The organism is Actinomyces vulturis (genome assembly GCF_001687305.1).
Taxonomy (GTDB): domain Bacteria; phylum Actinomycetota; class Actinomycetes; order Actinomycetales; family Actinomycetaceae; genus Actinomyces; species Actinomyces vulturis.
This window is the reverse complement of sequence record NZ_LZRK01000004.1, coordinates 356,665-378,149: the sequence shown is the minus strand read 5'-3', so window position 1 is coordinate 378,149 and position 21,485 is coordinate 356,665. Positions and strand designations below refer to the sequence as shown.

Sequence of the window (21,485 nt, the reverse complement as noted above, 5' to 3'; positions counted from 1 at the left end):
TTTTTATGGAGATTTCTGGCTACACCACCGCTGAGGAACAGGTATCCACGGCCGCATCGTTAAGTCGCGGACAATTAATTGCCGTTCTTCATGACGTGGTCAGTGGCCTGGAAGAACTGACTCTCCCGCTCAATACTCCCAGCGCTGAGCGTGCACGTTCCTTACGCTCTGGTCTTGTAGGCCAGGTACGTGATCACGTCCTTCCTCGCCTGCAAGACGCCGATGCACCGGCCATTGTCGTGATCGGAGGTTCCACTGGCGCAGGAAAATCCACGCTGGTGAACTCGGTTCTTGGCCGTGAAGTCAGTGAAGCGGGCGTACTTCGCCCGACCACGAAGGTTCCGGTCATGGTGGTCCACTCCGAGGACGCTGAGACGATGCGTTCTCACCCCATCAGTGACGTGACCAGCATGGTAGAAGATGATTCCTTGCCTGCTGGCGTGGTGCTGATCGACGCTTCGGACCTTGATTCTGTCCACAGCGCGAACCGGCTTCTGGCCCAGCGTCTGCTCGAAGCGGCTGACTTATGGTTGTTTGTCACCACTGCGGCCCGCTACGGGGATGCGACCCCCTGGTCCACCCTTGAAGCAGCCCATGAGCGCGGCACTTCTATCGCTGTAGTTCTCAACCGTGTCAATGACCGTGTCTTGAGTGAAGTACGCCGTGATCTGGTGACGCGTCTTGCCGATATTGGTTTAACTGACGTCCCTTTCTTCGTGATTGGTGATGCTGGTCCTCACGAGGGTCTTCTTGAAGACGATGCAGTGACTCAACTGCGTACCTGGCTGCGCCTGCTGGCTGGTCGCCACCGCGCAGCAGGACTGGTTCGCCGAACCGGGCGGAGTGTTTGGTCCACTTTGCGTGATGATCTTCTTGTCCTGGCTGATGACCTTCAAGAACAGCGAGATGCCGCAGCAGAAACGCTTCTCGCTGTTCGTGACCAGGTAGAATCCATCGCCGCCCGCTGGACAACTGATGTGGACGTTGCTGCGCTCGGTCATGGTGCCCCCACATCTGCTTGGGAATCTGCTGCCGGTGACGGCGGCCCCCTCGCTGACCTGGCTCACCTGACTCCTGGTGCAGAACTGAAACGTGGATTTTTTGGGCTTAAAGAAAAACCCCGTACCACTGCGCTGAGAGATGTGGCTGATGAATGTCGCCAAGCCATTATCGACCGGCTCGAATCATTCACCGGTCAAGCTCGTGCTCAGGCAATCGACCTGTGGAGCGCAGCGGGCGTGACGAATACTGAAGACCTGCTTTCCCAGCCGCTTCCCGCCGCTCAGCAATACGATGCCTGGCTCTCCTTCACCACCCAAGCCGTCTCTGATTTACGCTCTCAAGGTCTACAGCCTGAGGCCATTGCGCATTTGGCTGTTGCTGCCTCTACCGGAATTGATGGCGCCGTTCACGCGTGGGAATCCTTGTTCCCCGGCAGCACCGTGATTGAGCAGTGTCGCAAGGATCTTGCTCAGCGTGGAGAAGCAGCCATCGCTCCTGTCGCTGATTCGGCAGTGCGCAAGGCCGTTGAACCTTCCGAAGATCTGTGTGCAGCACTTCGCCTGCGAGCAGGTGAGCTTAAACCTTTTGCTCGTTTTGATGGGGAAGTTTCTTCATGACACGCTTGCCCGATGACTCCACCGCAACCACTGATCCCAGCGAGCCAATGAACGATAGCCAACGAAACGCCACCACTCAGTCAACGCATGAGGACGCTGGAAGATTCTCCACGGCGTCGGCAAGTGATGCGCAGGTACTGGGGCAACGTCTGGACACGATGCGTTCTGCAATTATGCAGTCACCTATGGAGGTGCCTGCGGCGTTGGCTCGCCCCGCACTGGAGGGACTCGATGAGGTTGCTGACCGCCTGGCTCTGGGGGTAGACCACACGGTGGTTGCGCTGTTTGGTGGGACCGGCAGTGGAAAGTCTTCCTTGTTTAACGTCCTCTCAGGCCTGGACTTTGCGGATGTGGGCGCTAAACGTCCCACCACGAGTCGTGCTGCTGCCTGCACATGGGGGGATGACGCCACGGCACTCTTGGACTTCCTTGGTGTGAGTGATGAGCGTCGTATTCGCCGCGAGTCTCTTCTTGATGCCGATGACCAGAAGGATCTGGCTGGTCTGGTTCTTCTCGATGTGCCGGACTATGACTCGGTGACTTCTGAACACGCTCTCCACGTGGACCGCCTCGTTCCCTTGACGGACGTACTTGTATGGGTGGTGGATCCTCAGAAATATGCTGACGCCGCCCTTCATGACGGCTACTTGCGTTCTCTTGGTGCGCGCCAGGATCAGATGGTGGTCCTCGTCAATCACATGGACACTCTCCCGCAGTCCGGCCAGGAAAAACTGTTGACTGACGTGCGCCAGTTACTTGACGATGACGGTCTGAGTGAGGTTCCCGTTATCCCCGTCTCCGCGCGCCGCGGGGACAATATTGATCAGGTCCGCGCAGTACTGTATCGCGCAGTTTCTGGCCACTCGATGGCTGCTATTACTGCGGGAACAGCCATGGATCGCATTGCTATGCGCTTGCGTGCGAGCGTGGCCGGACGTGTCAAACGTATTGATCGTGAGGTTACTGAGCGTTCTGCTGCTGTGATTGGACGTGCTGCAGGCACACATGTGGTGACTCAGTCGATTGAAAAATCACTGGCTAGTGACCGTCCCCGCCACATCGTTCCTGCTCAGCCGCCTGCACAGGCCGCCATTAGCGCAGAGCACTCGCGGTGGTTGCGTGAAGTGGTTTCTGGCTTACCGTCGGCTTGGTCCCAGGCGGTCTGCAGTGCGGTGGGTTCACCTCAGTCAGTCAGCACCCATATTGCCGACGCCGTGGGCGGACTTTCACTTCCTCCTCGCCGTACCAGCGCCATGATGGGGCAGGTTATCGGTTTTACTGTTCTGCTTATTGCAGCGATGGTGTGCTCTTTTGCCTTCAGCGGTCATGTGGCGAAGATTCTTGCTGCCGTATTCGGTGTGGGCGCGATTGCTTTGATGCTGCTCTATAAGTCGCAGCAGAAGGCCCGCGCTCGCCGAGAAGCACAGCAGTACTCTGAGCGTGCTCATCGTGCCGTATTGAGTGTCATTGAACGCGATATGGTGGCTCCTGCTCAGACGGTATTAAGCCGTCATGAGGAATTACAACGAGCGCTCGGCATGGATGTGGATACCCCTGAACCTATACGTGAAACCGCTGTGGATCGCTTAACTGCCTAAGATTCGGGTTTTCAGAGGCTGTGCCGCCTTTGATGGTTCTTCACATCCGCTCCTGCTTGGCTGTTGACTTGCCTCATCCACAGGGCTGACGTGGGGCAATGGAAAAAACTCCAGACTGATTGATGGAAAGCGTATCGGCTGTCCCAATAAGTTGAGGAGAATCATCATGAGCCGTCATATTGAGGTCACTGTCCAAGGAATCGTAGGAACAAACCCCTACTTTTCTCACACGAGCGGTGGCGGATACTGTCGTTTCCGTCTGGCCTCCACTCCGTCATATTTCTCTGGTGGTCAGTGGGTCCAAGGAACCACCCAGTGGTTCACGGTGAAGGCTTTCGGGAATCTTGCTCGAAATATTTACACTTCTGTGCGCTGTGGTCAGCCCGTTCTCTTGACTGGCCGTTTGAATGAAGAAACTTGGAGCAGTGACAAGGGTGAAGGCAGGGCACAGGTGATTACTGCGCACAGCCTTGGCCATGATCTATGCCGTGGGGCAGCAGTGTTCAGTAAGGAAGTGCCTTTGCATTTGTCTGCTGAGCAATCCGGGAACGAGTCGGAAAAAGCCATACCTGAGGAACATAGCACCACGCGTCAGTATTGGGAGGATCATACGGGGGCAGTAAGTATGAGCAGCATTGCTTCAGCAGAACAATGGGGGAGTGACGATGAAGGCATCGTCTATGAACTCAACGATGAAGAAGCTGAAGTGCTTGCTTGAACAGAAGAAGTGTTCGCTTGAACAAAGAAGCGCTTGCTTAAAAAGAACTGGGCTAATAGCTCTTAACCGGCAGTGCTGTAAAGGTGAAGATCTGCCGGATGAGCAACGCGGAAAATCTCCACGAAGATTGCCACCACCATGTCCCCCACGGCGTCAAGATCGGATGACTTCCAGAAAAATACGTCGTGGAATTGTGTGAAACCACGTGCAGCGAGTTGATCGCGCCGTGCCCGATCGATGAGTAACTCGTTGCGCTCATCGAGCCATGGAACATCCAAGCGAGCCAGGATGGTGCTGTCAGAAGAGTCGTCCAGTGAGGAGCTGGTACTCAGCACCACACCAGGAGGCTGATTCGAGGGATTCATTGTGCGGCGCAGAATGGTGTTGAGCAGTCCTGGAAGTGTTTCTTTCTCCTCCACGATGCTGTTTTCAAGGCATAGGAGGATAGGGGCCTCGAAGCGGCCGTTGGAACACTGCTTAGAAATGGATGCGCTCAGGCGTGCCCATGACCCACAGTCCAGCGGGACATGACCAGGGGCTGAGTGATCGGGAGACTCAGAGTGTTCAGGCTGCTCATCAATGCTCATGAACACATGCTACGTGCTTGCCTGCAGACAGTGGTGGCCCTATCAGTTCCTCACAGTTCTCTGTTATGGGCGTGTCACAAACCAATTGCTCTTCTTCACACCGTAGCGTGGCATTAAGCCGAGGTGCGTGTACGCCTAGGCTGCACGTCCACTAGAGAGCCAACCATGATTCGTTTCAAGCACGTATCCAAGGTCTACAAGCGCGGTGCGCGCCCAGCCCTTGACGATGTTGACCTCACCGTGGAACCCGGTGAGTTCGTGTTCCTCGTGGGAGCATCAGGCTCCGGCAAGTCCACCTTCCTTCGTCTTGCTTTGCGTGAAGAACGCCCCACTTCCGGCTCCATCCACGTGCTTGGACGCGACTTGTCTCAGGTGTCTTCCTGGAAAGTTCCTCACCTGCGTCGCGAAATTGGAACAGTGTTCCAAGACTTCCGTCTTCTGGATAACAAGACTGTCCTAGAAAACGTGGCGATTGCTCCGCAAGTTATTGGCAAACCCCGCCACTACATTCTTTCCGCTGTTCCCGAGGCCCTTAATCTCGTGGGGTTGAGCGGAAAAGAAAAGCGACTACCACACGAACTCTCCGGTGGTGAGCAGCAGCGTGTGGCTATTGCACGTGCCATGGTAAACCGACCCAAACTCCTTCTTGCTGACGAGCCCACTGGGAACCTTGACCCTTCCACGTCCGTGGGCATTATGCGTCTTCTTGACCGTATTAACCGTCGCGGCACCACCATCGTCATGGCCACACACGATGATGAAATCGTGGACCAGATGCGTAAGCGTGTGGTGGAACTAGAACAAGGCAAGGTTATTCGTGACCAGGCCCGCGGCGTCTACGGCGCAGACCGCTGAGAGGACTCACCTATGCGTTTACGTTTTATTCTCTCCGAAGTCGGTAAAGGTCTGACCCGTAACGTGGCGATGACGATTTCCGTCATGCTCGTCTCCTTTGTTTCCCTGCTGTTCGTGGGCTCATCGGCGCTGCTTCACATGCAGATCGACACGATGAAGGGTGCTTGGTATGACAAGGTTGAGGTCTCAATTTTCATGTGCCCACAGTCTGCAGCAACCACGAGTTGTCCTGGCGGCGAAGCGACCCAGGAGCAGATTGACTCTGTTGAACAGCTCCTCAACTCTGATTCGTTGAAGCCTTACGTGAAGAACTACACCATTGAGGACAAGGCTCAGGCATATGAAAACTTCATGAAGGCCTACGGGGATACACACATCGGCCGTAATGCCACTGAAGATATGATGCCCGTGTCATTTCGCGTCAAACTTGTTAACCCTGAGCAGTACCAGGTGGTGAGTGAACAGTTCACCGGACGTGATGGCGTGGACCGTGTCGTTGACCAGAAAGCTGTGTTGGATCCACTCTTCCAAGTGATGAATAAGGCCTCATGGATTGCTGGTGGCTTGGCAGGTGTCATGGGTATTGCGGCAGTTCTATTGATTACCACGACAATTCGCCTGTCAGCCATGTCCCGCAGTAAGGAAACCTCGATCATGCGTCTGGTGGGTGCTTCCAACCTGTTTATCCAGTTGCCTTTCATGATTGAAGGCGCAATCGCTGCACTGGCTGGTGCCGTACTAGCGGTGGCAGCATTGTGGGTTGGCGTGCACTATGTAGTAGAGGGCTGGCTGTCCAAAGCGGTCTTCTTAACTACCGCATTTATCTCCACCTCGGACGTGTTGATTGTGGCTCCCTTCCTACTTATCGCCGCAATCGCTTTGGCCGCTGCCGCCAGTGCGTTCTCCCTGGCCAAGTACACCAAGGTCTAAGATTTCACCGGCGAATCACTGCCTTCCACTAACGAGATTCCATACCGCAACGTCATTGACTATTCAGCGCAACACATCAGCAAGAAAGGAGCACTCATGCAGAGGAAACGAACGCGAGAACTGACTTTGCCGCTCCATTCGGGCGCACCTATGCGCTCACGCAAGATGGCTTTCCTGCTCGCTATCGTATGTGTTTGGGCTTGTTTGATGACCAGCGTGATAGCCACGGGCGCTCGCGCTGATGATGCCAGTGACGCTGAACAAGAAGCAGCCCAAGCTGCTGCTGATCAGGCAGCACTGCGCTCCAGTCTTGAAGGTGTGGACACTCAACTCGGTCAGGCCTACCTTGACCTCGAAGCAGCAAAAACAGCCCTGTCCACTGCGCAAAGCGAACTAAATATTGCCCTGGATAACCAGGCTGCCGCCGAGCGGGAGAAGCAACTGGCCACGGATAAACTCGCTGTGGCCCAGGCCGATCAAGAAGCACTCAACACCCAGGCAGAAGAAAACAAAGAACGCGTTGAGGACAATACTAAAGCCGTTGCCGGTTTGGTTGTCAGCGCCTACCAAGGAGATTCAAACCTCACCACGTTCTCCTATGTTCTTGAATCCGAGGATGTGGAGGATCTCAGTCAACGCGCTGCAGCCATGGAAATCGCCTCTGGTGTTCAAGAATCGGTTCTGACTCAGGCCGAAGCAGATAGGGCAGTGACGGAAAACCGTAAGTCTCAACAGGATGCGGTGACCAAGCGTATCGACGAGGCCAAGCAAGAAGCAGACGTTGCTGCACAAGCAGCCGCTGATGCTGCTGATACTGCGCAGGCTAAGCGTGACGATGTGGCTGCCAAGGAACAGGCCCAGGCCGATGCAACGGCTGCTCTGGAATCACAAAAGAGTTCACTTCAATCTCAGATAGATCAACGTGCCAAGGATGAGGCTGACGCTCTGGCACGTGCTCAAGAGATTTATGCGGCCAACCAAGCTTTGCTTGCTGCCGGCCAGATCTCCTCCGTCTCCTCCTCGTCAATTCCTGCCGACGAATTAGGATCCGGCTACATCGGTCACCCCATCGCTGGCCCCCTGTATGTCACCAGCCCCTTTGGTTACCGTATCCACCCCGTCACCGGCATAGCCCAAGGTCACCAGGGCGTGGACTTTGCGGCTAGTTGCGGTACTCCGCAGGTGGCTTCTGTTTCTGGTGTAGCCACGTACTGGAATTCACCATCGTGCGGTAACGGTATCGATATTGACGGCGGCATCATTGACGGTCACTCCTACGTCATTACTTTGTGCCACTTGCAGTCCCGCTCTATTGCTAACGGGCAGTATGTGAATCGCGGAGACGTGGTGGGCTACACTGGGTCAACTGGCTACGCCACTGGATGCCACGTTCACTTCCAGGTGGCCCGTGACGGCGCCTACATTGATGGCATGACGCTCCCGGGCTTCTAAGCTAGGAAAGACTCAGCGAAACTAGCCAACAGCCCCGTGGTGACTGCGGGGGAGAGGCGCTTGTGCGGCGTCGGCAGATGTGAGGAAAAGAGGAAAGATGGCACGTTCAGGATCCACAGCCAGCGGCAAACTCACCCCTGCTCAAAAAGCGAAGAAAGCCGCTGACGCCCACCAGGTGGTAGCCCGGAACAAGAAGGCACTGCACGATTACCACATCGAAGACAAGATCGAAGCGGGTCTGGTACTCACCGGCACTGAGGTCAAGGCCTTGCGCATGGGCCGTGCGTCTCTCGTTGACGGTTGGGTGGAAATCGACCGTGACGGTGAAGCGTGGCTTCAGGGCGCGCACATCCCTGAGTACCTTCAGGGCACGTGGAACAACCATTCACCGCGTCGTAAGCGCAAGTTGCTGCTGCACCGTGACCAGATTCTGAAACTGTCCCACCGCGTTAATGCGAAGGGCTACACGATCGTGCCCTTGGAACTGTACTTCATTGGTGGTCGCGCCAAGGTGGAGATTGCTTTGGCTCGCGGTAAGCAGGAGTGGGATAAGCGCCAGGCTCTGCGTGAGGCGCAGGATAAGCGTGAGGCTGCCCGTGAGGTGGCTGCCGCTAACCGACGCCGTGGCTAGGCTTCCAATGTTGTCTAGCCTCTGTGGTACTCACATGACTGGGGAGGGGCTGGGGCTACGTTGAAGAACATGGTGCTGACAGCGTATAGTTAGCGTCCTAATTACATAGGGGATGATCGGTTTCGACGACGGTCATGGGTTCAGGAGAAGCGGGTCGAGGATGCGCAGTCATCTCGTTAACGCTCTGTGTCAAACCAATAGGTGCCGAACACAATCGCACCGACTTCGCCCTCGCCGCCTGAGCGAGCTGCCAAGTCCGTCAGCCCGAGGATTGCTTCCGCCTCGGTTCCTGGCGTCATCTAGGGAGCCACTGCTGTTTATGTGTGTTAGTCGCATAAACAGAACTCTTCACTAACTGAGCCTGTCGTGATCCTTGTTCGCGTGAGATCACGAGGCTGAGAAAATCGCTAGCGAACTGCACCCGGAGAAGTCCTGTTGCATCACCGTCGGACCGGGGTTCGATTCCCCGCATCTCCACAGATTGAAATTCCGCCACTCTTAGTAATCACTGAGATGTGGCGGTTTTTCATTGCAATGACTGGGAAAACTGGAGAACTTAATCAACAATCAAATGTAATGGAATGTAATGGAATATCATTCTCTTAGGACACGGGGAGGACACGAATCTACGCCGGTCCATTCTCAAACTAGGAGAACAGAGCAGTGGCAACTAGGCGACGTGATAGGTCATTCGGGAGTATTAACAAACTCGATAGTGGCCGCTGGAGGTTGCGTTATGTTGCTCCTGATAGTGGCCGTCGTGTCAGTCAAACATTCAGGACAAAAAGCGATGCGAACGTGGCGTTAGCCAGAATCGAATCAGATATCGCCCGCGGGGTATGGGTAGATCCAAGTAAAGCCGCTCTACAAACTGAGCAACGCCGTGAACAAGATGCGAAAGAGGCAATCACCGTTGCTCAATGGGCGGAGATTTATCTGCGCATGAAAGAGCGAGAGAGTAAAACATCTACACATCGAACGATCAGTGCACGCGTTCATAACCACATCGTCCCTGTACTGGGGAATAAGCGCTTAATCGATGTAACCCGCGCAGATATCGAACAGTGGTACGACGGGCTAACCGTAAAAAGGGAAGCACCGTATCAAACAGTTCGTGCCATGTTTCTGGCCGCTGTGGAATCAGATCGAACAGCCCTAGTGACCTCCCCAGTGAAGATTAAAGGCGCTGGAAAAAGCGAGCAAAGAGAATGCCGTTATCTTGCCAGCGATGATGAGATACAGCGCCTTATGGAGTTCACCCCAGAATCGATGCAGGCGTTTATCTGTCTAGGGTACGACGGCGGACTACGCGTTAATGAAGCACTCGCATTACGACGTAAAGATGTTGCAATTACTAGAGATAATCATGGGAAAGTAACAGATGTTCGTATCAGAGTAGAACGCACATTAACTCGTGCCGCTACTGGTTCTGAGAACACTGGCTCTATTGAGGGCACAACAAAGAGTGAAGCGGGAAAACGGACAGTCATTCTGATGCCCTCATCGTGGCCAGTGATGACAGATCATCTCGATAACTTTGTTGCCAATGATCCTGAAGCAATCCTGTTTCCCTCAAAGAGCGATCCGAATCGGTACTGGCGTGACGATAGGGCCAGCATCGAATTCAAGGCGATAGCCGCGAGCGCAGGCATTCAGGTGCCGAAAGGCAAAGAGTTCACCTATCACGCACTACGCCACTACTCAGCAACGAAATATGGGCTAGCTGGAGCGCCATTAGCGGCACTCATGGCCAGATACGGGTGGAGCGATGTAAAGAGCGCTATGCGCTATCAGCATGCCGATATGGACATGCAAGAACTGTTTGTATCCAGAATGCAAACACAGCGCAATGACACGGAACTGGCGAATGTTGTCAGCATCGATTCCAAGAGAAAAGTGAACTAATGGGCCAGAAAGAAGCATTTCCAGAGGGCTACATCGAACTTTTTGAGGCGCTCGAATCTAACTGGGCGGACATGTCTAGAAACCCCAAAACGGTCTCTCATTGGTGGGAATCAGCGGTATGTCCCTCCATGCCTATTGCGTGTATGCACTCAGAGAATCACCCGAACAAGAAGCCACGTGTGCTTGCCGCAATTAAGTGTCCGGAGAAACTTTGCCATGTGGTTCACCCGTTATCTGAGTTTTTGCAGAAGCATGAAAGTGGCGAAAGGTATATCCCTGAAGATTTTCGTGCACATTCGTGGTTTTTGAGCAATCAGGGCGAATACGCCGATCTTGATGCAGAAGATAACGTGACTTACACCGATATTGAGCGAACGAGGTTTGCTGTGCAATGTCCGTTTTGTACAGGCACCAGACTTGAACTACGTCAGGACACCGTTCAATGGTTGGGCGACAAATTGCAAGATCTGGGAATCTCCCAGATTCCTCTCGATGTACTCCACCGCGTCATATCTGAGAGAGAACGAAATAGGTAGACAAATATCAGAACTGCGTAATACTCTGTTTCACGCAGTACATCTCTGTAGATGTTTTGTTCCTGCCAGCGCGGGAAATGCATGGCCCTAGCCGTACATTTCCATTTTGGAGGAACACATGAGCGTGAACGTACCCGCTCTTATCAGCATCAAAGAATTCGCAGGCATCGTGCACGTCACGGAACAAACCGTGCGCAACATGATTAGCCGGGGAACTATTAAAGCCACACGGATAGAGCGCTCTGTCCGTATCCCTGTTGAACAACTTGCAGTAGTTGGAATCAGCAACCCCCGTGAAGCGGTAGCCCAATACATCGCCGCTGTGGAGGTTGTCGCACGATGAACAGCGAATACCAAACCCCTCCCGTACAAACGCAGGGGAGGGGTGGAACAGCCCATTTTTCCCTCCCCCATGGTTTCCCGACTTTAGAGGAGGAAAACAAGGCTAAAAAGCGCTCCCAACGTAATGAACAACAAGCAGCACACAGCGGAGAGCCTAATGAAAGTCTAACCGCGAGCGCAGATTTCAACGCTAGCCCGGAATACGCCGCGCAACTCTACGCAACCCGTCGCGAGCAGGTTACCCATATCCAAACCCGGGCGTATATGGCTCACCTTGCGAAACATAGCGATAAAACCCTCCCAGAGTGGTTGCATGATCTGAGCGCATATTCCCCAGAGGCATTGGCAAAGATCGATGAAGCCATGAATGCATTCAGTGACATGCAACGTGAGCAAGGCTTTCAAGAGGGACTGAAATGGGCTATTGAATACTGCGCGCCCGAATGGATCCTCAAAGGCATGCAACAAGAAGCCGAACGCACTGCCTTATGGCAGAACTACGAACGCGAGCAGTTATGCAAAGCAACAGCGCATGTAACTAGTCATTCAATGAACTATGCAGACTTATGCCGCGCTCGCGGGGAGGAAACTCGTGCACTCAGTCAGGAGCGAATTCTTCAGGAACGGGGGATCGCTCTATGAAACGTCCAAAGTTCACGAACAAGATCAGGGCATTGGAAATGGGCGACGATTACGGACAGCCGCCAGAGTTTCTCAAACGCAGTGACGGAGTTGGGCTACTTAACCGCGCCGCCATTAACTACCTATTCGGTGATTCAGAATCAGGGAAAACATGGGTAGCACTCACTGCCATTGCGCAGGTGCTACAAAGTGGTGGCAAAGCCCTGATTATTGATGCAGACATGAATGGTTTCGTGGAGGTCCATAAACGGCTCTCATTACTGGGCGTGTCCACTGAACAGATCATGAGCGATAACTTTCAGCACATCGATCCAATGAGTACAGAAGAACTTAGAGATCTCTCTGCATGGCTACAAAACGATTCCCAGCAGTGGAAACCGGAAATAGTAGTTATCGATACCGTGGACCGCATCATGGCCCTAGAAAACCGTGATAGCAATAATGCGGACGATTTCACGCGCATGGTGAACCTCTACATGAAACCCATGGCCAATTCTGGGGCCTGCGTTGTCATGATCGACCATGTCGCAAAGAACAGTACATCTAGGGATTACGGCGCTCGCGGAACTACCGCTAAAAAGGGCGTTATCAACGGAATTTCCATTCGCGTTACGGGCGAACAAACATTCGCTCCCGGGCGGGGCGGAGCATGCAAACTGTATGTACATAAAGACCGGCGTGGAAATTTACGGCGCTACTGTGCAAGAACAAAAAACGGAGGCGAATCTCTGGCGGCTGTGTATGAAATGCACGAACAAGAATTAGGGCCAGCAAGCGTAGTTATTCGTCCGGCATTGGGCAATGAACTGAGTGGATCAGTTGAAGCGCATCGTGAGGGCCTAGTGAAAGAACTACTTTCTGCAGATCCATTTCCTAAAAGCATCTCAGAGGCGCAGAAAGTAACCGGAAAACGCAGGAGTGATGTAGCCGAAGCATACAGAGAAGCAAAAAAGCGGCGGGAAGCAGTTCCCAGTTCCCTACATATATGTACGGAACCCGGAACCTCTCAAACAGTGGCAAGCGTTCCGCAGTTCCAACATGTTCCGGGAACCCCGGAACCCGTGAATGCAGAGAGGTGTCACTATGAATGAGCCATGCGAGCACGGGAGATTGGGGGAGTGCATCGAATGCCTACTTGAATGCAAGCACGGCATATTGAGTTCGCTCCCATGTGAACGATGCGATGCCGAACTAACAGAGATTATGGACTGCGCTATGTCCATTCCCCAGAGTGTTATTGATGCGCTCGCGGAGGGTGTCGAACATGATCTCTAGAGGGCATTTTTGAGGAATCTAGGACACTGGGAGGACATGAAAAATAAGGACATGTACTTTTCATTGCAATTGCAGTGAGTAGTCCTGATTCCCCGCATCTCCACCAACTAGAGGCTGGTTTGGATACAATCCAAGCCAGCATCTTTTTTCATGTCCTAAGTTGGGTTTTTCCTTGCAAATGCTGGGTTTAGTGGGGGAGTGGGGTGGTGCTTGAGAGCGCTGTGGTGGTGACTTGGAGGGCCATTCGAGTGCCGTGGCGAGGGTCCGGAGGCCGGATTTAACCTGCTCGTGGGCGGGGCGTCAAAAAGTATGGGCTTGCGTCAAAAGGTTTAGGGTAACGTCAAAAAGTATGGGCTTGCGTCAAAAGGTTTGGATGTAGCGTCAAAAGGTTCAGTCGGGGCGTGTCATCTTGATATTCCTGAGGAAGCCAAGGGCGTGGATATGGATACCGACCTACGATTTAGGTGCATGTGTACTTGCGGCTTGATATTGCGGTGTTCTCGTTGTGGCGGCTTTCTGGGGCCGCTTTTTTCATGCCTGCTGGCAGGTTGCCGCAGGGTTGCGGGGAAAGACCCACGGGGTGAGATGCACCCAACTGTCTAACGGAACGCGGGCTGCGTTAGACATTACGTAAGCAAGTACAGGCCTTAGATGCTGTTTTAATACACATGCTGTCTCAAAATATGGGCACGCCTCCCTTTAAGTTATAGCTACTGAAGAGGTTGAGTTGGCTACGATTAGACGGCTGTCATATTTCAGAAGTGTTGCGACGTCATCTTTGTTTCCTCGAAGTCCTTTCCGATGTCTAGTAACAAAGAGCTAGTATCTGTACTAAAGTGACAAGACTCAGCGGTGTTCAACATGTAGTTAATCATTCGCCCCAAGTTCAATGACGGTGCGACTATGAGCAACGAATCAATAAAGGCGTCGATGGGAAAAACATTCAAGCAAAAAGAGTCTTCTATTAATGCTGTACGATATGACTGCACGGTCTGACTATCGAAACTAGCAAACCTGCCGTAAATAAAATTTAGACTGTCGCACCCACCTTCGATAGCTTTTCTTACAGCATGCTGTATATCAGGAATGTCAAAATCCTTGTCCTTGAGTTCGAATAATGCAAAAATTTTTTCGTTGCGGTAAAGATCCAAGTCAGAAATCTCTCGCGATGATGCTCCGCTCTGATTCAAGTTATGAACTTCAATACGATAAGTCGGGTCATCAGTCAAGAATTCGTTAAGGATACCTGCCAATGCTAAGGTGAGAACTTCACCACCATTATTGTGTTCCAGAAAGCAGTCTAGGAAACTACGAATTTCAATAGCGGCGCCCCCGCGTTCCATCTGAACTTCAATGAAGCGTTCAGGAATAGCTTCTGCTTTCTTGCGAAGTAGGCGCATGAGGTAACAAAGAGCAGCCCAAGCCTCTGCATCTGATTTAATCTTCGGAAGTCTCACACAAAGGAGGTTTAGAAGTTTCTTATCGTTGCCGTTCCGAACTGCATTATCTAAACTTAACATCTCGAAGCGTGCTGGCTTGTTCAAAAAAGGTTCATTTGAACCACCTAGGGAATTATTCAAATGCTCGCGCTCAAAAGGAACTAACACCTTATGGCAGAGGGATCGAGCATCGTAGGTGCCCCAAGTGTTTGCCTTTTTTTGGAGAACTAAAGGATTTAGATTGGAATCGGCAGCCTTGGCAGTAATCGCGGTAAAAAGTATGTATCTGTAAGTTTTGTGACTCCCCTCGATGATTGTGTCGATGAGTTCGCAGATTTCTTCTTCCGGGAGTGGGGCACTATCGCAATCTTGTAATGCGGAAGCTAAAATATTTCTAGCAGATTTATGGAGTTCATTGTTTTTCACAGTAGCCTCCCAAAGTGCTGGCTTGAACTTTCGTATTGTTTGCCTTCTATGGCAACTAGCCGCGCAGCTTTCGCAATTGCTGCGGCTAGTTTACAGGGGACAGCATTTCCAATTTGGGTGTACACAGAAGTTTTGGGACCAGTAAAGACGTACCCCTCTGGAAATGTCTGAATTGCTGCGGCCTCAAGTGATGTCAATCGGCGCAGACGTGAAGGAGCATCGGAGAAAGCCGGTGCTGCTGAATCAGTCATGAGTGCTTCGTGATATTCCTCTACCCATGATGTTTCGTGAACGTCATCCAGAAAAACTTGATCTACGATGGGTGTCTTGTTCCCACCCATTGACGCCGGCAAAGTATATGAGTATCCATCGAGATTTAATGGGCGTCCCATTCCATTGAAGAGCATGCCAGCGTATGGAGATTTTCTCATGACAGGATTTGAAGCGAGTGTAATTTTAGCTGAACAAGTAGCTGGGTTTCCTTCGCTTCCAAACTTAGGTAACCCACCAAGTAACTCTCGAAGAGTCGGAGGCTGCTGCGTCAACTCCAATAGTGCTAATTTAAGGTCATCTAAAGAGAATCTAGTCTTGCTACCGACGAAGAAGACACGCTTGCGATTTTGGGGAACACCAAAGTCGGAAGCCTTCAGTACTAAGTATTCACAGTGATATCCGATGGCCTCGGCTTCTCGAACGAACCGTTCACGAATAGGACGCCACTTCTCCAGCGAAGCCAATGCTTTCACATTCTCCATTACGAATAGCATCGGCTGAATACCTTTTACAACATCTAGATAGGACCAAACAAGTTTGCTCCGCAAATCATCTGGATCCATTTTTCCCGCAACAGAAAATCCCTGACAAGGAGGTCCCCCAAAAACTACATCCGCGCCGAGTCCTGCTGCAATAATCTCGTCTTTAAGGTCATCGATGCTACCCTCAAACAAACGAACATTTGGGTGATTTTTACGATAGGTAGCGGCTGCTTGGGGCATAATCTCATTAGCAACGACAGCTTCGATTCCTGCATCAGCAAATCCGATGTCCATGCCGCCAGCTCCGGTGAAAAGGGAAACAGCTTTAAGTGGTGAGTTGCCATCGCGAGCGTCGTCTTTTATATTCTGCATGATTTCCATCCTTATCATCATCTCCAGCGATAACTCAGTGCCCTATCGCAGTTCTATAAGTAAGGCCCGGATTTGCGTAATAAGCAAGTTCAAGCGTAAAAGACAGCTCTGGGGTGACGCCTTTTTTTATGGCATGAATGTTTTTTGCGCGTTTTAGAATCGGGCCTGTTTTGCTACAAGTGTTAACAATGGAGATGTAGTAAGAATTTCGTCTCGTATCATTCTGGAAAATCAGAGTCTGGTCACTCACGGCTATCTTTCTCCAAGCGATCTGCACGGTGTGACGGGAGATGAGTGTTTGTCATCATGTCGTAGTGCTGGTGTTGATCCATAAGCGTGAAGATGCGTTCAAAGACTGCGCGTAGTTGATCGGGGTCTTGGGCATCGGCGATGTAGTAGGCGTCCTCGTCTATGCCGCTGATGCCGTGGGTGATATAGGCAAGAACAGCAGCGACGAGATTGTATTCGCTTTGGTCTTCGTGGCCGTCGGCGTGGTATTTAATGAAGCGCTCACGGTTTTCTTTGAGGATGCGGTTGGCGATGTTGCTGCCTTCGTAGCCACATAGTTGCAGGAAGTAATGTTCGAGGATACGGCGCATGACGTTCATGAGTACGACTGCTGATGTGGCTTCTTGGTATTCCTGCCACAGTGCCGCATAGCCGTGAACAACTGGACTGTAGTTTTCCAACTGGGAGGGCGCTGCAGCTTGATTGCGGGTGCACTGCTTAATGGTAGAGACGTTGTTGTCTTTACGGATCAGGTAGTAGGAGGCATAGCGGTAGTCGCTGAGGTGGTTATAGCTGACCTCGCGGAAGAAGTATGCGTTGTGGGTTAGCACAAAGAGCTGTTTGATGAAGTCACCCAGGTGGATGTGGTGGCGGTATTCACAGGTGTTCTCACAGATACTGGCCAACTCGCGCACCAAGAACGCCACCACGTGCATAGTGGCTGAGTCCATGCTGGAGACCGGGTCATCAATGACCACAATCTTGTGTTTGTGCCCCTCGTCGAGGCTGTGGCTCCCGTGAACGAGGTAGTAGAAGTAAAGGAAGGCAATGAAGTTGCGTTCTCCCTCAGACAGGTGCACTGCTGTGGTTCCGTCAGCTCTCACCACCCGGTAGGTGTCTTCATGGCCGGGGTTTGAAGCAAGGTGGAACCCTTGGAATCCGCTGTCCTTTAAGAGGCGGTTGATCTCTGTGATGACGCTTTGTGTGTTGACTACGGTCTTACGTGCTTCGCGCAGAGTGCGTTCAATGTTGTCACGGGTTTTGCGGGCCTGGGCGGCAAGCCTGTGTGCTTCCTCTTTTTCAGTGGTCAAGGCCTGTTTTTGCTTGCGGTAGGTCTCAACTTCTTCCGAGAGTATGTGTGCCAAGTGTTCCCAGACCATGCGTGTGCATGCTTTACGCTGGTGTGCTTGGTCGGCAACGATGGCATTGTGGGCATCAGTGATGACGTTTGCTTGCCTGATCAGGTCATTGATCTTCCTGATTGTTGGGGCAAGATCAACAAGCTCGACTTGGGTGCTCGGGGTTTGCAGTTTTTTGTTGAGTAACTGGATGTTTCCCTCGATTTGGCTGCGTAGAAGTTCAGCGGCAGTGCCATACTCTTTCAGGTCCACATCGGGGTGAACGTCCGGAAGTGAAGAGGGAGGCACTGCCGCCGACCAAATCTGACGCGCCACACTCGTGTAGTCCTCGATAAAAGTTTTGAGGGTGGCCAGGTTTGTTTCGTAGGCATCATCAAAGCATGAGGCGAGCAGATCTTCGAAGTCTGCGGGCAGGGTCTGCTGACAGTACGGGCAAGGATCACCGTCGTGGTGAGTGAAGGCAATGTGACCTTGACGGACCCAGTCTGTGGCATTGAGATTTTGTACGAACTGAGCAAAAGGTGTCTGCGCGCTGCTCACGATCGGCTCACTAACCAGATCGCTGCTAGGTAGGGTATGGCTGATGGGGATCAAGGCTGTATAGGTTTTTGCCTGGTCGTTGAAAGCTGCCGCATAAAGCTTGCTGAGCTCACTGTAGTCATGCTCAATGGCCTCGCTCTGCTCAAGAACATGCGAGGCGAAAAGAGCCTTCGTCTTCTTGCCCTTCACAGCCAATGGTAACTGTGTACGTACCTGGGCTGTGCACGACCAGCATATTTCACGGAAGCCTTCGGCAAGAGCGGAGAGTTGAGTTTCTTTCCCCTCGGCTACCTGCTGGTGTTGAGTAACGGTTTCCTCAGCCTGCTTGAGTCCCTCCTCGAGACGCTTGATGTTCTCCTGCGCCTCGATGTTCTCTTTGCCCAGGGTGAAGACTCCGTTTACGCCTTCGCAGGTGCTGAAGTTGTCAGTGATGAACTCCTGGTTGAACACCAGCACGCTATAGGCTGCCGGATCGATACCTGACCCCCAGCGCAGGGTGTTCCCACTACGGATGACACGCCCGATGGTGGACTTGCCCGCACCGTTCTTGCCGAAAAAGAAATTCAACGCAGTGGGAGTGATGGTTTCAGTTTGAAAGGTTGCCTGGGCAATAGTGATGCTCTCAATAACACCTGGCATCTTCGGTTCACTCATTGCCTGGCTCCTGTCCCAGACGCCCTTCACGCATCCACTGATCGATCTCGGAAATCTTGAACTTGTACATCTTGCCTGCTCGGTAGGCAGGAAGTTTGCCGTCCTTGATCCAGTTACGCACTGTGTCCTTGCTCAGACTCAAATACTCAGCAACGTCCTCGAGGTTGACCCATCCTTCAGCAGGAAGATTCGTGTTACTCACGCTGCGCTCCCTGAAGTCACTGACGACATATCAAAACCTGCTTTATGGAGCACAGAAACAAGATTCACGCTCTTGACGGCCCAATGGGGTAAGTTGAGCTCATTAAATCGTTCTGCTGATTGCAAGCACAACGAATCCTTTAAATCGTTCAATGCTTGTTGAGGCAATTCAGCTTGCGTGCAGTAGGCGACACGCACATACCCTTCACAGACCTCGATGCTCGTGAGATAACCGTAGAAGGCCAGCTGGTTGACATTAGCTTTGCCATGGTTTTGATTCGGATTCATGAGCAGTGCCGGGAAAGTAAGTAATTCCCGGACCGCAGGCTCGTCAAGACGGGAAAGCCGTTGTTTATCCTCTGCAGACGTGCCGTCAGTTAGCGCTTCATTGGCTGGGATGCATAGAGAACGATGATGCGGGCTGAAATGCTCGCTGACTAGTAGTTGGTAGTACTTTCGACTTGTTGCGATATTACGGGTAAGACGCGAAAGGCCCTGTGGCCCAACAACATTGACGACCTCAGCGTGCCCAATCATCACATTGTGATCACCGTTCTGTGTTCCAGAAGATGTCAAGACCGGCGCAGACGCACGAGCCGCTGGCAAAAGTTCAGTATTACTCATTAGAAGCCCTGTCCAATGTTGATGGTGCCGACAGAGCCGAATTGCAGATTATTATTGCCGTTTTGCTGAAAGAACATGGTTGGTGATGGTCGAGTTTGAGCGTCCTGTACATCCTCATCAGCTACTTCGCCCTGCTCATTCTCATCAACGAATTCCGCTTCAACCACATCATCGTCCTGATAGGCATCTGGCGTATCGTCTTCTACCGGACACTGCAACTCTGCCTCAAGGCCTTCCGACTCATCACACTCGGGAATCTCATCGTGATCTGAGGAAATTAGTTGGCCCTCGTAGCGAAGGTATGAAGCCTTGGGGAATTCCATTGCGAAAGCAACTGCATCAAATTTTCGTTTCACGTAAGGTGCGGCTGGCTTATGCCAACGGTCAAAAGTTCCGATGCCATCAACGTTTTTTGTCTCCGTAGCCGCGTAGCACAACAGTCCAAACAGCACCCCTTCGAGACAGACCTCTTCTGAGGCAAGAAGCTCGACTTTAGTCATTGGGTCAGCGTGTTGGTTGTAACAGACAATTGCCGAATCGGGAATTGACTTATCGCGGGAAACAAGTGTCATCAACGAACGGACGAGTTTATCCCCAGATCTGGCAGGGTCGAGGAACTTGTTAATAAATTTACTTGTACGCCTCAAACCGAGGTCACGATTGTTTGCTGCAAGCACCCGGCAGTCCTGCGCGAACTCCTCGGTACCAAACTCGATATAGCTGGCTGTCGATCCATCGGTTTCACAACGCCTGAAGGCGCTCGTGTTCTGCTTGAAGGTACTGCCCTTCATGTCATCTGCAAACGTGGGAAGAACGATTCGGTGCAGTCCGACAAATACGTCAGGATCATTCAGGCCATCAGACTTACCGCTTCGGGTATCGCGCTTGCTGTGACGCGATTTAAGTGCCTCTTGAACAAGCACGAAAAACGTACCGCCAGTTAAGCGATCGTGTTGCTCAACGCCGCTCATCCCGCCTCCTCATGAAACTACAAACCTTATAAACCATCTAAACCTTGTAAACAGGCCACTTTGCTGGACACCGCACTCTGCGAACTTCACGGTTGTAAGTGAAGGCACAAGAGATGTTGTCGCCAGCGATCTCAACTCTATGGCCTGACTGGTTCCTATCAATTCCTATGAAACCAGTCTAGGCCACAAGGCTCGATTCACTGGTGCGACACCTCGAACATGTCTTCGATCAGGCCCTGATCAAGCCTGTGTCCGTCAACCATTTTGGGAGACACGTTCGAGGCAGTTAGGGCAGACACCCCACGTGGGTGTTTGCCCTTTCTTGTACCCGAACGCCTTGTTCTCCCGCCTGGTTGGTGTGGCGTCATAACTGAATATTTCTCGAACGGGTCTCCCTCCTCAAAGGAGGGAACATCCCCATGGCAAATGCTGCCAACAACAAAGAAAAGTTCGACTATTCCTCTCGCGCTCAGAGTGATCGCCAGTCCATCACGATTCGTTTTGAGAAGGACTCTTTTCACCCTGCACGGCCGTATCGAGAGCAGACTTTTGAGATCAGCGCTGATGAGGCTGAGATCATCATTGGAAATGACTACACCCAGCGCCGTTGCGCCGGTGAGGGCTTTGAACCTGTGCGGCGTCGCGATTTGAGCGACATTATGTGGAGCGAGGTTTCAGGGCCTGAGTACAACCACGCAAAACAGTGGGTACGTAACACCACCGGCAACCCTACTCATGAAGAAGAAAGCCTGCTCGAGACCGGGGTGGATTCTCACGGTTACCTCGTCGGTCATGGCAACCCCGACCCCGTCATTGAAAGTCTATTCGGGTCACGTATCTGGGATGCGATTGATGCGCTGCCGGAGCGTGAACGCATGGTGCTGGTGGCGGTAAAGATTCAGGGTTACACCCAATCCGAGGCTGCTTCGTTCCTTGGTGTTTCCCAGCCGATGGTTAACCGCATTTTGAAGCGTGCCATTGCACGCCTGGAGGCCCAGCTGTCATGAAGCCCAATTGTGGGGGTTATAAACCCGTGCGTCTGGAAG

General features: G+C 52.3%; 20 protein-coding genes and 1 other RNA gene. 14 read left to right on the top strand and 7 right to left on the bottom strand.

The window, feature by feature from the left end:
• Positions 1–5: 5 nt before the first annotated feature.
• The 3 genes from A9753_RS08450 (at position 6) to A9753_RS08440 (ending at position 3,935) form a co-directional block, all read left to right on the top strand.
• A complete protein-coding gene (locus tag A9753_RS08450; protein ID WP_067783161.1) occupies positions 6–1,619 on the top strand; it encodes a GTPase domain-containing protein in 1,614 nt (537 codons plus the stop codon).
• Positions 1,616–3,217 (top strand): GTPase, encoded by a 1,602-nt coding sequence (locus A9753_RS08445; RefSeq protein WP_245637421.1) that lies wholly within the window; start codon positions 1,616–1,618, stop codon positions 3,215–3,217. The genes A9753_RS08450 and A9753_RS08445 overlap by 4 nt, the downstream gene beginning before the upstream one ends.
• 166 nt (positions 3,218–3,383) lie before the next feature.
• Positions 3,384–3,935, top strand: a complete 552-nt coding sequence (locus A9753_RS08440) for a single-stranded DNA-binding protein (RefSeq protein WP_067783158.1) — start codon at positions 3,384–3,386, stop codon at positions 3,933–3,935.
• A 62-nt stretch (positions 3,936–3,997) separates the two neighbouring features.
• Here the strand turns inward: A9753_RS08440 and A9753_RS08435 are convergent, their stop codons facing one another.
• Positions 3,998–4,522, bottom strand: a complete 525-nt coding sequence (locus A9753_RS08435; protein ID WP_067783155.1) for a hypothetical protein — start codon at positions 4,520–4,522, stop codon at positions 3,998–4,000.
• A gap of 165 nt (positions 4,523–4,687) precedes the next feature.
• Here A9753_RS08435 and ftsE point away from each other — a divergent pair, with 165 nt between their 5' ends.
• The 10 genes from ftsE (at position 4,688) to A9753_RS08385 (ending at position 12,906) form a co-directional block, all read left to right on the top strand.
• Positions 4,688–5,377 carry a cell division ATP-binding protein FtsE gene (ftsE, locus tag A9753_RS08430; protein ID WP_067783152.1) on the top strand — a complete coding sequence of 230 codons (690 nt, stop codon included), beginning with the start codon at positions 4,688–4,690 and terminating at the stop codon, positions 5,375–5,377.
• A gap of 12 nt (positions 5,378–5,389) precedes the next feature.
• Positions 5,390–6,307 carry a permease-like cell division protein FtsX gene (ftsX, locus tag A9753_RS08425; protein ID WP_067783150.1) on the top strand — a complete coding sequence of 306 codons (918 nt, stop codon included), beginning with the start codon at positions 5,390–5,392 and terminating at the stop codon, positions 6,305–6,307.
• A 96-nt stretch (positions 6,308–6,403) separates the two neighbouring features.
• On the top strand, positions 6,404–7,759 hold the full coding sequence (locus A9753_RS08420) for a peptidoglycan DD-metalloendopeptidase family protein (protein ID WP_245637420.1): 1,356 nt from the start codon (positions 6,404–6,406) through the stop codon (positions 7,757–7,759).
• 97 nt (positions 7,760–7,856) lie between these two features.
• Entirely contained in the window at positions 7,857–8,390 is a 534-nt protein-coding gene (smpB, locus tag A9753_RS08415) for an SsrA-binding protein SmpB (RefSeq protein WP_067783146.1), read from the top strand.
• Positions 8,391–8,498: 108 nt separating this feature from the next.
• Positions 8,499–8,870: a transfer-messenger RNA gene (ssrA, locus tag A9753_RS08410) on the top strand.
• A 183-nt stretch (positions 8,871–9,053) separates the two neighbouring features.
• On the top strand, positions 9,054–10,295 hold the full coding sequence (locus A9753_RS08405; RefSeq protein ID WP_483757031.1) for a tyrosine-type recombinase/integrase: 1,242 nt from the start codon (positions 9,054–9,056) through the stop codon (positions 10,293–10,295).
• Positions 10,295–10,831, top strand: coding sequence for a hypothetical protein (locus A9753_RS08400; protein ID WP_067783140.1), 537 nt, complete (start codon positions 10,295–10,297; stop codon positions 10,829–10,831). The genes A9753_RS08405 and A9753_RS08400 overlap by 1 nt, the downstream gene beginning before the upstream one ends.
• A 118-nt stretch (positions 10,832–10,949) precedes the next feature.
• On the top strand, positions 10,950–11,174 hold the full coding sequence (locus tag A9753_RS08395; protein WP_067783137.1) for a helix-turn-helix domain-containing protein: 225 nt from the start codon (positions 10,950–10,952) through the stop codon (positions 11,172–11,174).
• Positions 11,171–11,815 carry a hypothetical protein gene (locus A9753_RS08390; protein ID WP_067783130.1) on the top strand — a complete coding sequence of 215 codons (645 nt, stop codon included), beginning with the start codon at positions 11,171–11,173 and terminating at the stop codon, positions 11,813–11,815. The genes A9753_RS08395 and A9753_RS08390 overlap by 4 nt, the downstream gene beginning before the upstream one ends.
• Positions 11,812–12,906 carry an AAA family ATPase gene (locus A9753_RS08385; protein WP_067783126.1) on the top strand — a complete coding sequence of 365 codons (1,095 nt, stop codon included), beginning with the start codon at positions 11,812–11,814 and terminating at the stop codon, positions 12,904–12,906. Before A9753_RS08390 ends, A9753_RS08385 begins: the two co-directional genes overlap by 4 nt.
• A gap of 939 nt (positions 12,907–13,845) precedes the next feature.
• Here the strand turns inward: A9753_RS08385 and A9753_RS08375 are convergent.
• The 6 genes from A9753_RS08375 to A9753_RS08350 form a co-directional block, all read right to left on the bottom strand.
• On the bottom strand, positions 13,846–14,955 hold the full coding sequence (locus A9753_RS08375) for a restriction endonuclease, SacI family (RefSeq protein WP_067783116.1): 1,110 nt from the start codon (positions 14,953–14,955) through the stop codon (positions 13,846–13,848).
• Complete coding sequence (locus tag A9753_RS08370; protein WP_218056754.1) at positions 14,952–16,091, bottom strand: DNA cytosine methyltransferase; 1,140 nt, start codon at positions 16,089–16,091, stop codon at positions 14,952–14,954. The genes A9753_RS08375 and A9753_RS08370 overlap by 4 nt, the downstream gene beginning before the upstream one ends.
• A gap of 233 nt (positions 16,092–16,324) precedes the next feature.
• On the bottom strand, positions 16,325–18,643 hold the full coding sequence (locus tag A9753_RS08365) for an AAA family ATPase (RefSeq protein ID WP_067783114.1): 2,319 nt from the start codon (positions 18,641–18,643) through the stop codon (positions 16,325–16,327).
• Entirely contained in the window at positions 18,636–18,845 is a 210-nt protein-coding gene (locus tag A9753_RS08360) for a helix-turn-helix domain-containing protein (protein WP_067783111.1), read from the bottom strand. The genes A9753_RS08365 and A9753_RS08360 overlap by 8 nt, the downstream gene beginning before the upstream one ends.
• On the bottom strand, positions 18,842–19,468 hold the full coding sequence (locus tag A9753_RS08355; RefSeq protein ID WP_067783104.1) for a hypothetical protein: 627 nt from the start codon (positions 19,466–19,468) through the stop codon (positions 18,842–18,844). Before A9753_RS08355 ends, A9753_RS08360 begins: the two co-directional genes overlap by 4 nt.
• A complete protein-coding gene (locus tag A9753_RS08350) occupies positions 19,468–20,439 on the bottom strand; it encodes a hypothetical protein (protein ID WP_067783100.1) in 972 nt (323 codons plus the stop codon). The genes A9753_RS08355 and A9753_RS08350 overlap by 1 nt, the downstream gene beginning before the upstream one ends.
• A gap of 419 nt (positions 20,440–20,858) precedes the next feature.
• Here A9753_RS08350 and A9753_RS08345 point away from each other — a divergent pair, with 419 nt between their 5' ends.
• Complete coding sequence (locus tag A9753_RS08345; protein WP_067783097.1) at positions 20,859–21,446, top strand: sigma-70 family RNA polymerase sigma factor; 588 nt, start codon at positions 20,859–20,861, stop codon at positions 21,444–21,446.
• Positions 21,447–21,485 lie beyond the last annotated feature (39 nt).

Coding starts and splice junctions, on each gene's coding strand:
- A9753_RS08345 (WP_067783097.1), top strand. CDS start 20,859: ATGGCAAATGCTGCCAACAACAAAGAAAAGTTCGACTATTCCTCTCGC.
- ftsE (WP_067783152.1), top strand. CDS start 4,688: ATGATTCGTTTCAAGCACGTATCCAAGGTCTACAAGCGCGGTGCGCGC.
- A9753_RS08400 (WP_067783140.1), top strand. CDS start 10,295: ATGGGCCAGAAAGAAGCATTTCCAGAGGGCTACATCGAACTTTTTGAG.
- smpB (WP_067783146.1), top strand. CDS start 7,857: ATGGCACGTTCAGGATCCACAGCCAGCGGCAAACTCACCCCTGCTCAA.
- A9753_RS08420 (WP_245637420.1), top strand. CDS start 6,404: ATGCAGAGGAAACGAACGCGAGAACTGACTTTGCCGCTCCATTCGGGC.
- A9753_RS08355 (WP_067783104.1), bottom strand. CDS start 19,468: ATGAGTAATACTGAACTTTTGCCAGCGGCTCGTGCGTCTGCGCCGGTC.
- A9753_RS08390 (WP_067783130.1), top strand. CDS start 11,171: ATGAACAGCGAATACCAAACCCCTCCCGTACAAACGCAGGGGAGGGGT.
- A9753_RS08435 (WP_067783155.1), bottom strand. CDS start 4,522: ATGAGCATTGATGAGCAGCCTGAACACTCTGAGTCTCCCGATCACTCA.
- A9753_RS08450 (WP_067783161.1), top strand. CDS start 6: ATGGAGATTTCTGGCTACACCACCGCTGAGGAACAGGTATCCACGGCC.
- A9753_RS08440 (WP_067783158.1), top strand. CDS start 3,384: ATGAGCCGTCATATTGAGGTCACTGTCCAAGGAATCGTAGGAACAAAC.
- A9753_RS08385 (WP_067783126.1), top strand. CDS start 11,812: ATGAAACGTCCAAAGTTCACGAACAAGATCAGGGCATTGGAAATGGGC.
- A9753_RS08350 (WP_067783100.1), bottom strand. CDS start 20,439: ATGAGCGGCGTTGAGCAACACGATCGCTTAACTGGCGGTACGTTTTTC.
- A9753_RS08365 (WP_067783114.1), bottom strand. CDS start 18,643: ATGAGTGAACCGAAGATGCCAGGTGTTATTGAGAGCATCACTATTGCC.
- A9753_RS08445 (WP_245637421.1), top strand. CDS start 1,616: ATGACACGCTTGCCCGATGACTCCACCGCAACCACTGATCCCAGCGAG.
- A9753_RS08370 (WP_218056754.1), bottom strand. CDS start 16,091: ATGGAAATCATGCAGAATATAAAAGACGACGCTCGCGATGGCAACTCA.
- A9753_RS08395 (WP_067783137.1), top strand. CDS start 10,950: ATGAGCGTGAACGTACCCGCTCTTATCAGCATCAAAGAATTCGCAGGC.
- ftsX (WP_067783150.1), top strand. CDS start 5,390: ATGCGTTTACGTTTTATTCTCTCCGAAGTCGGTAAAGGTCTGACCCGT.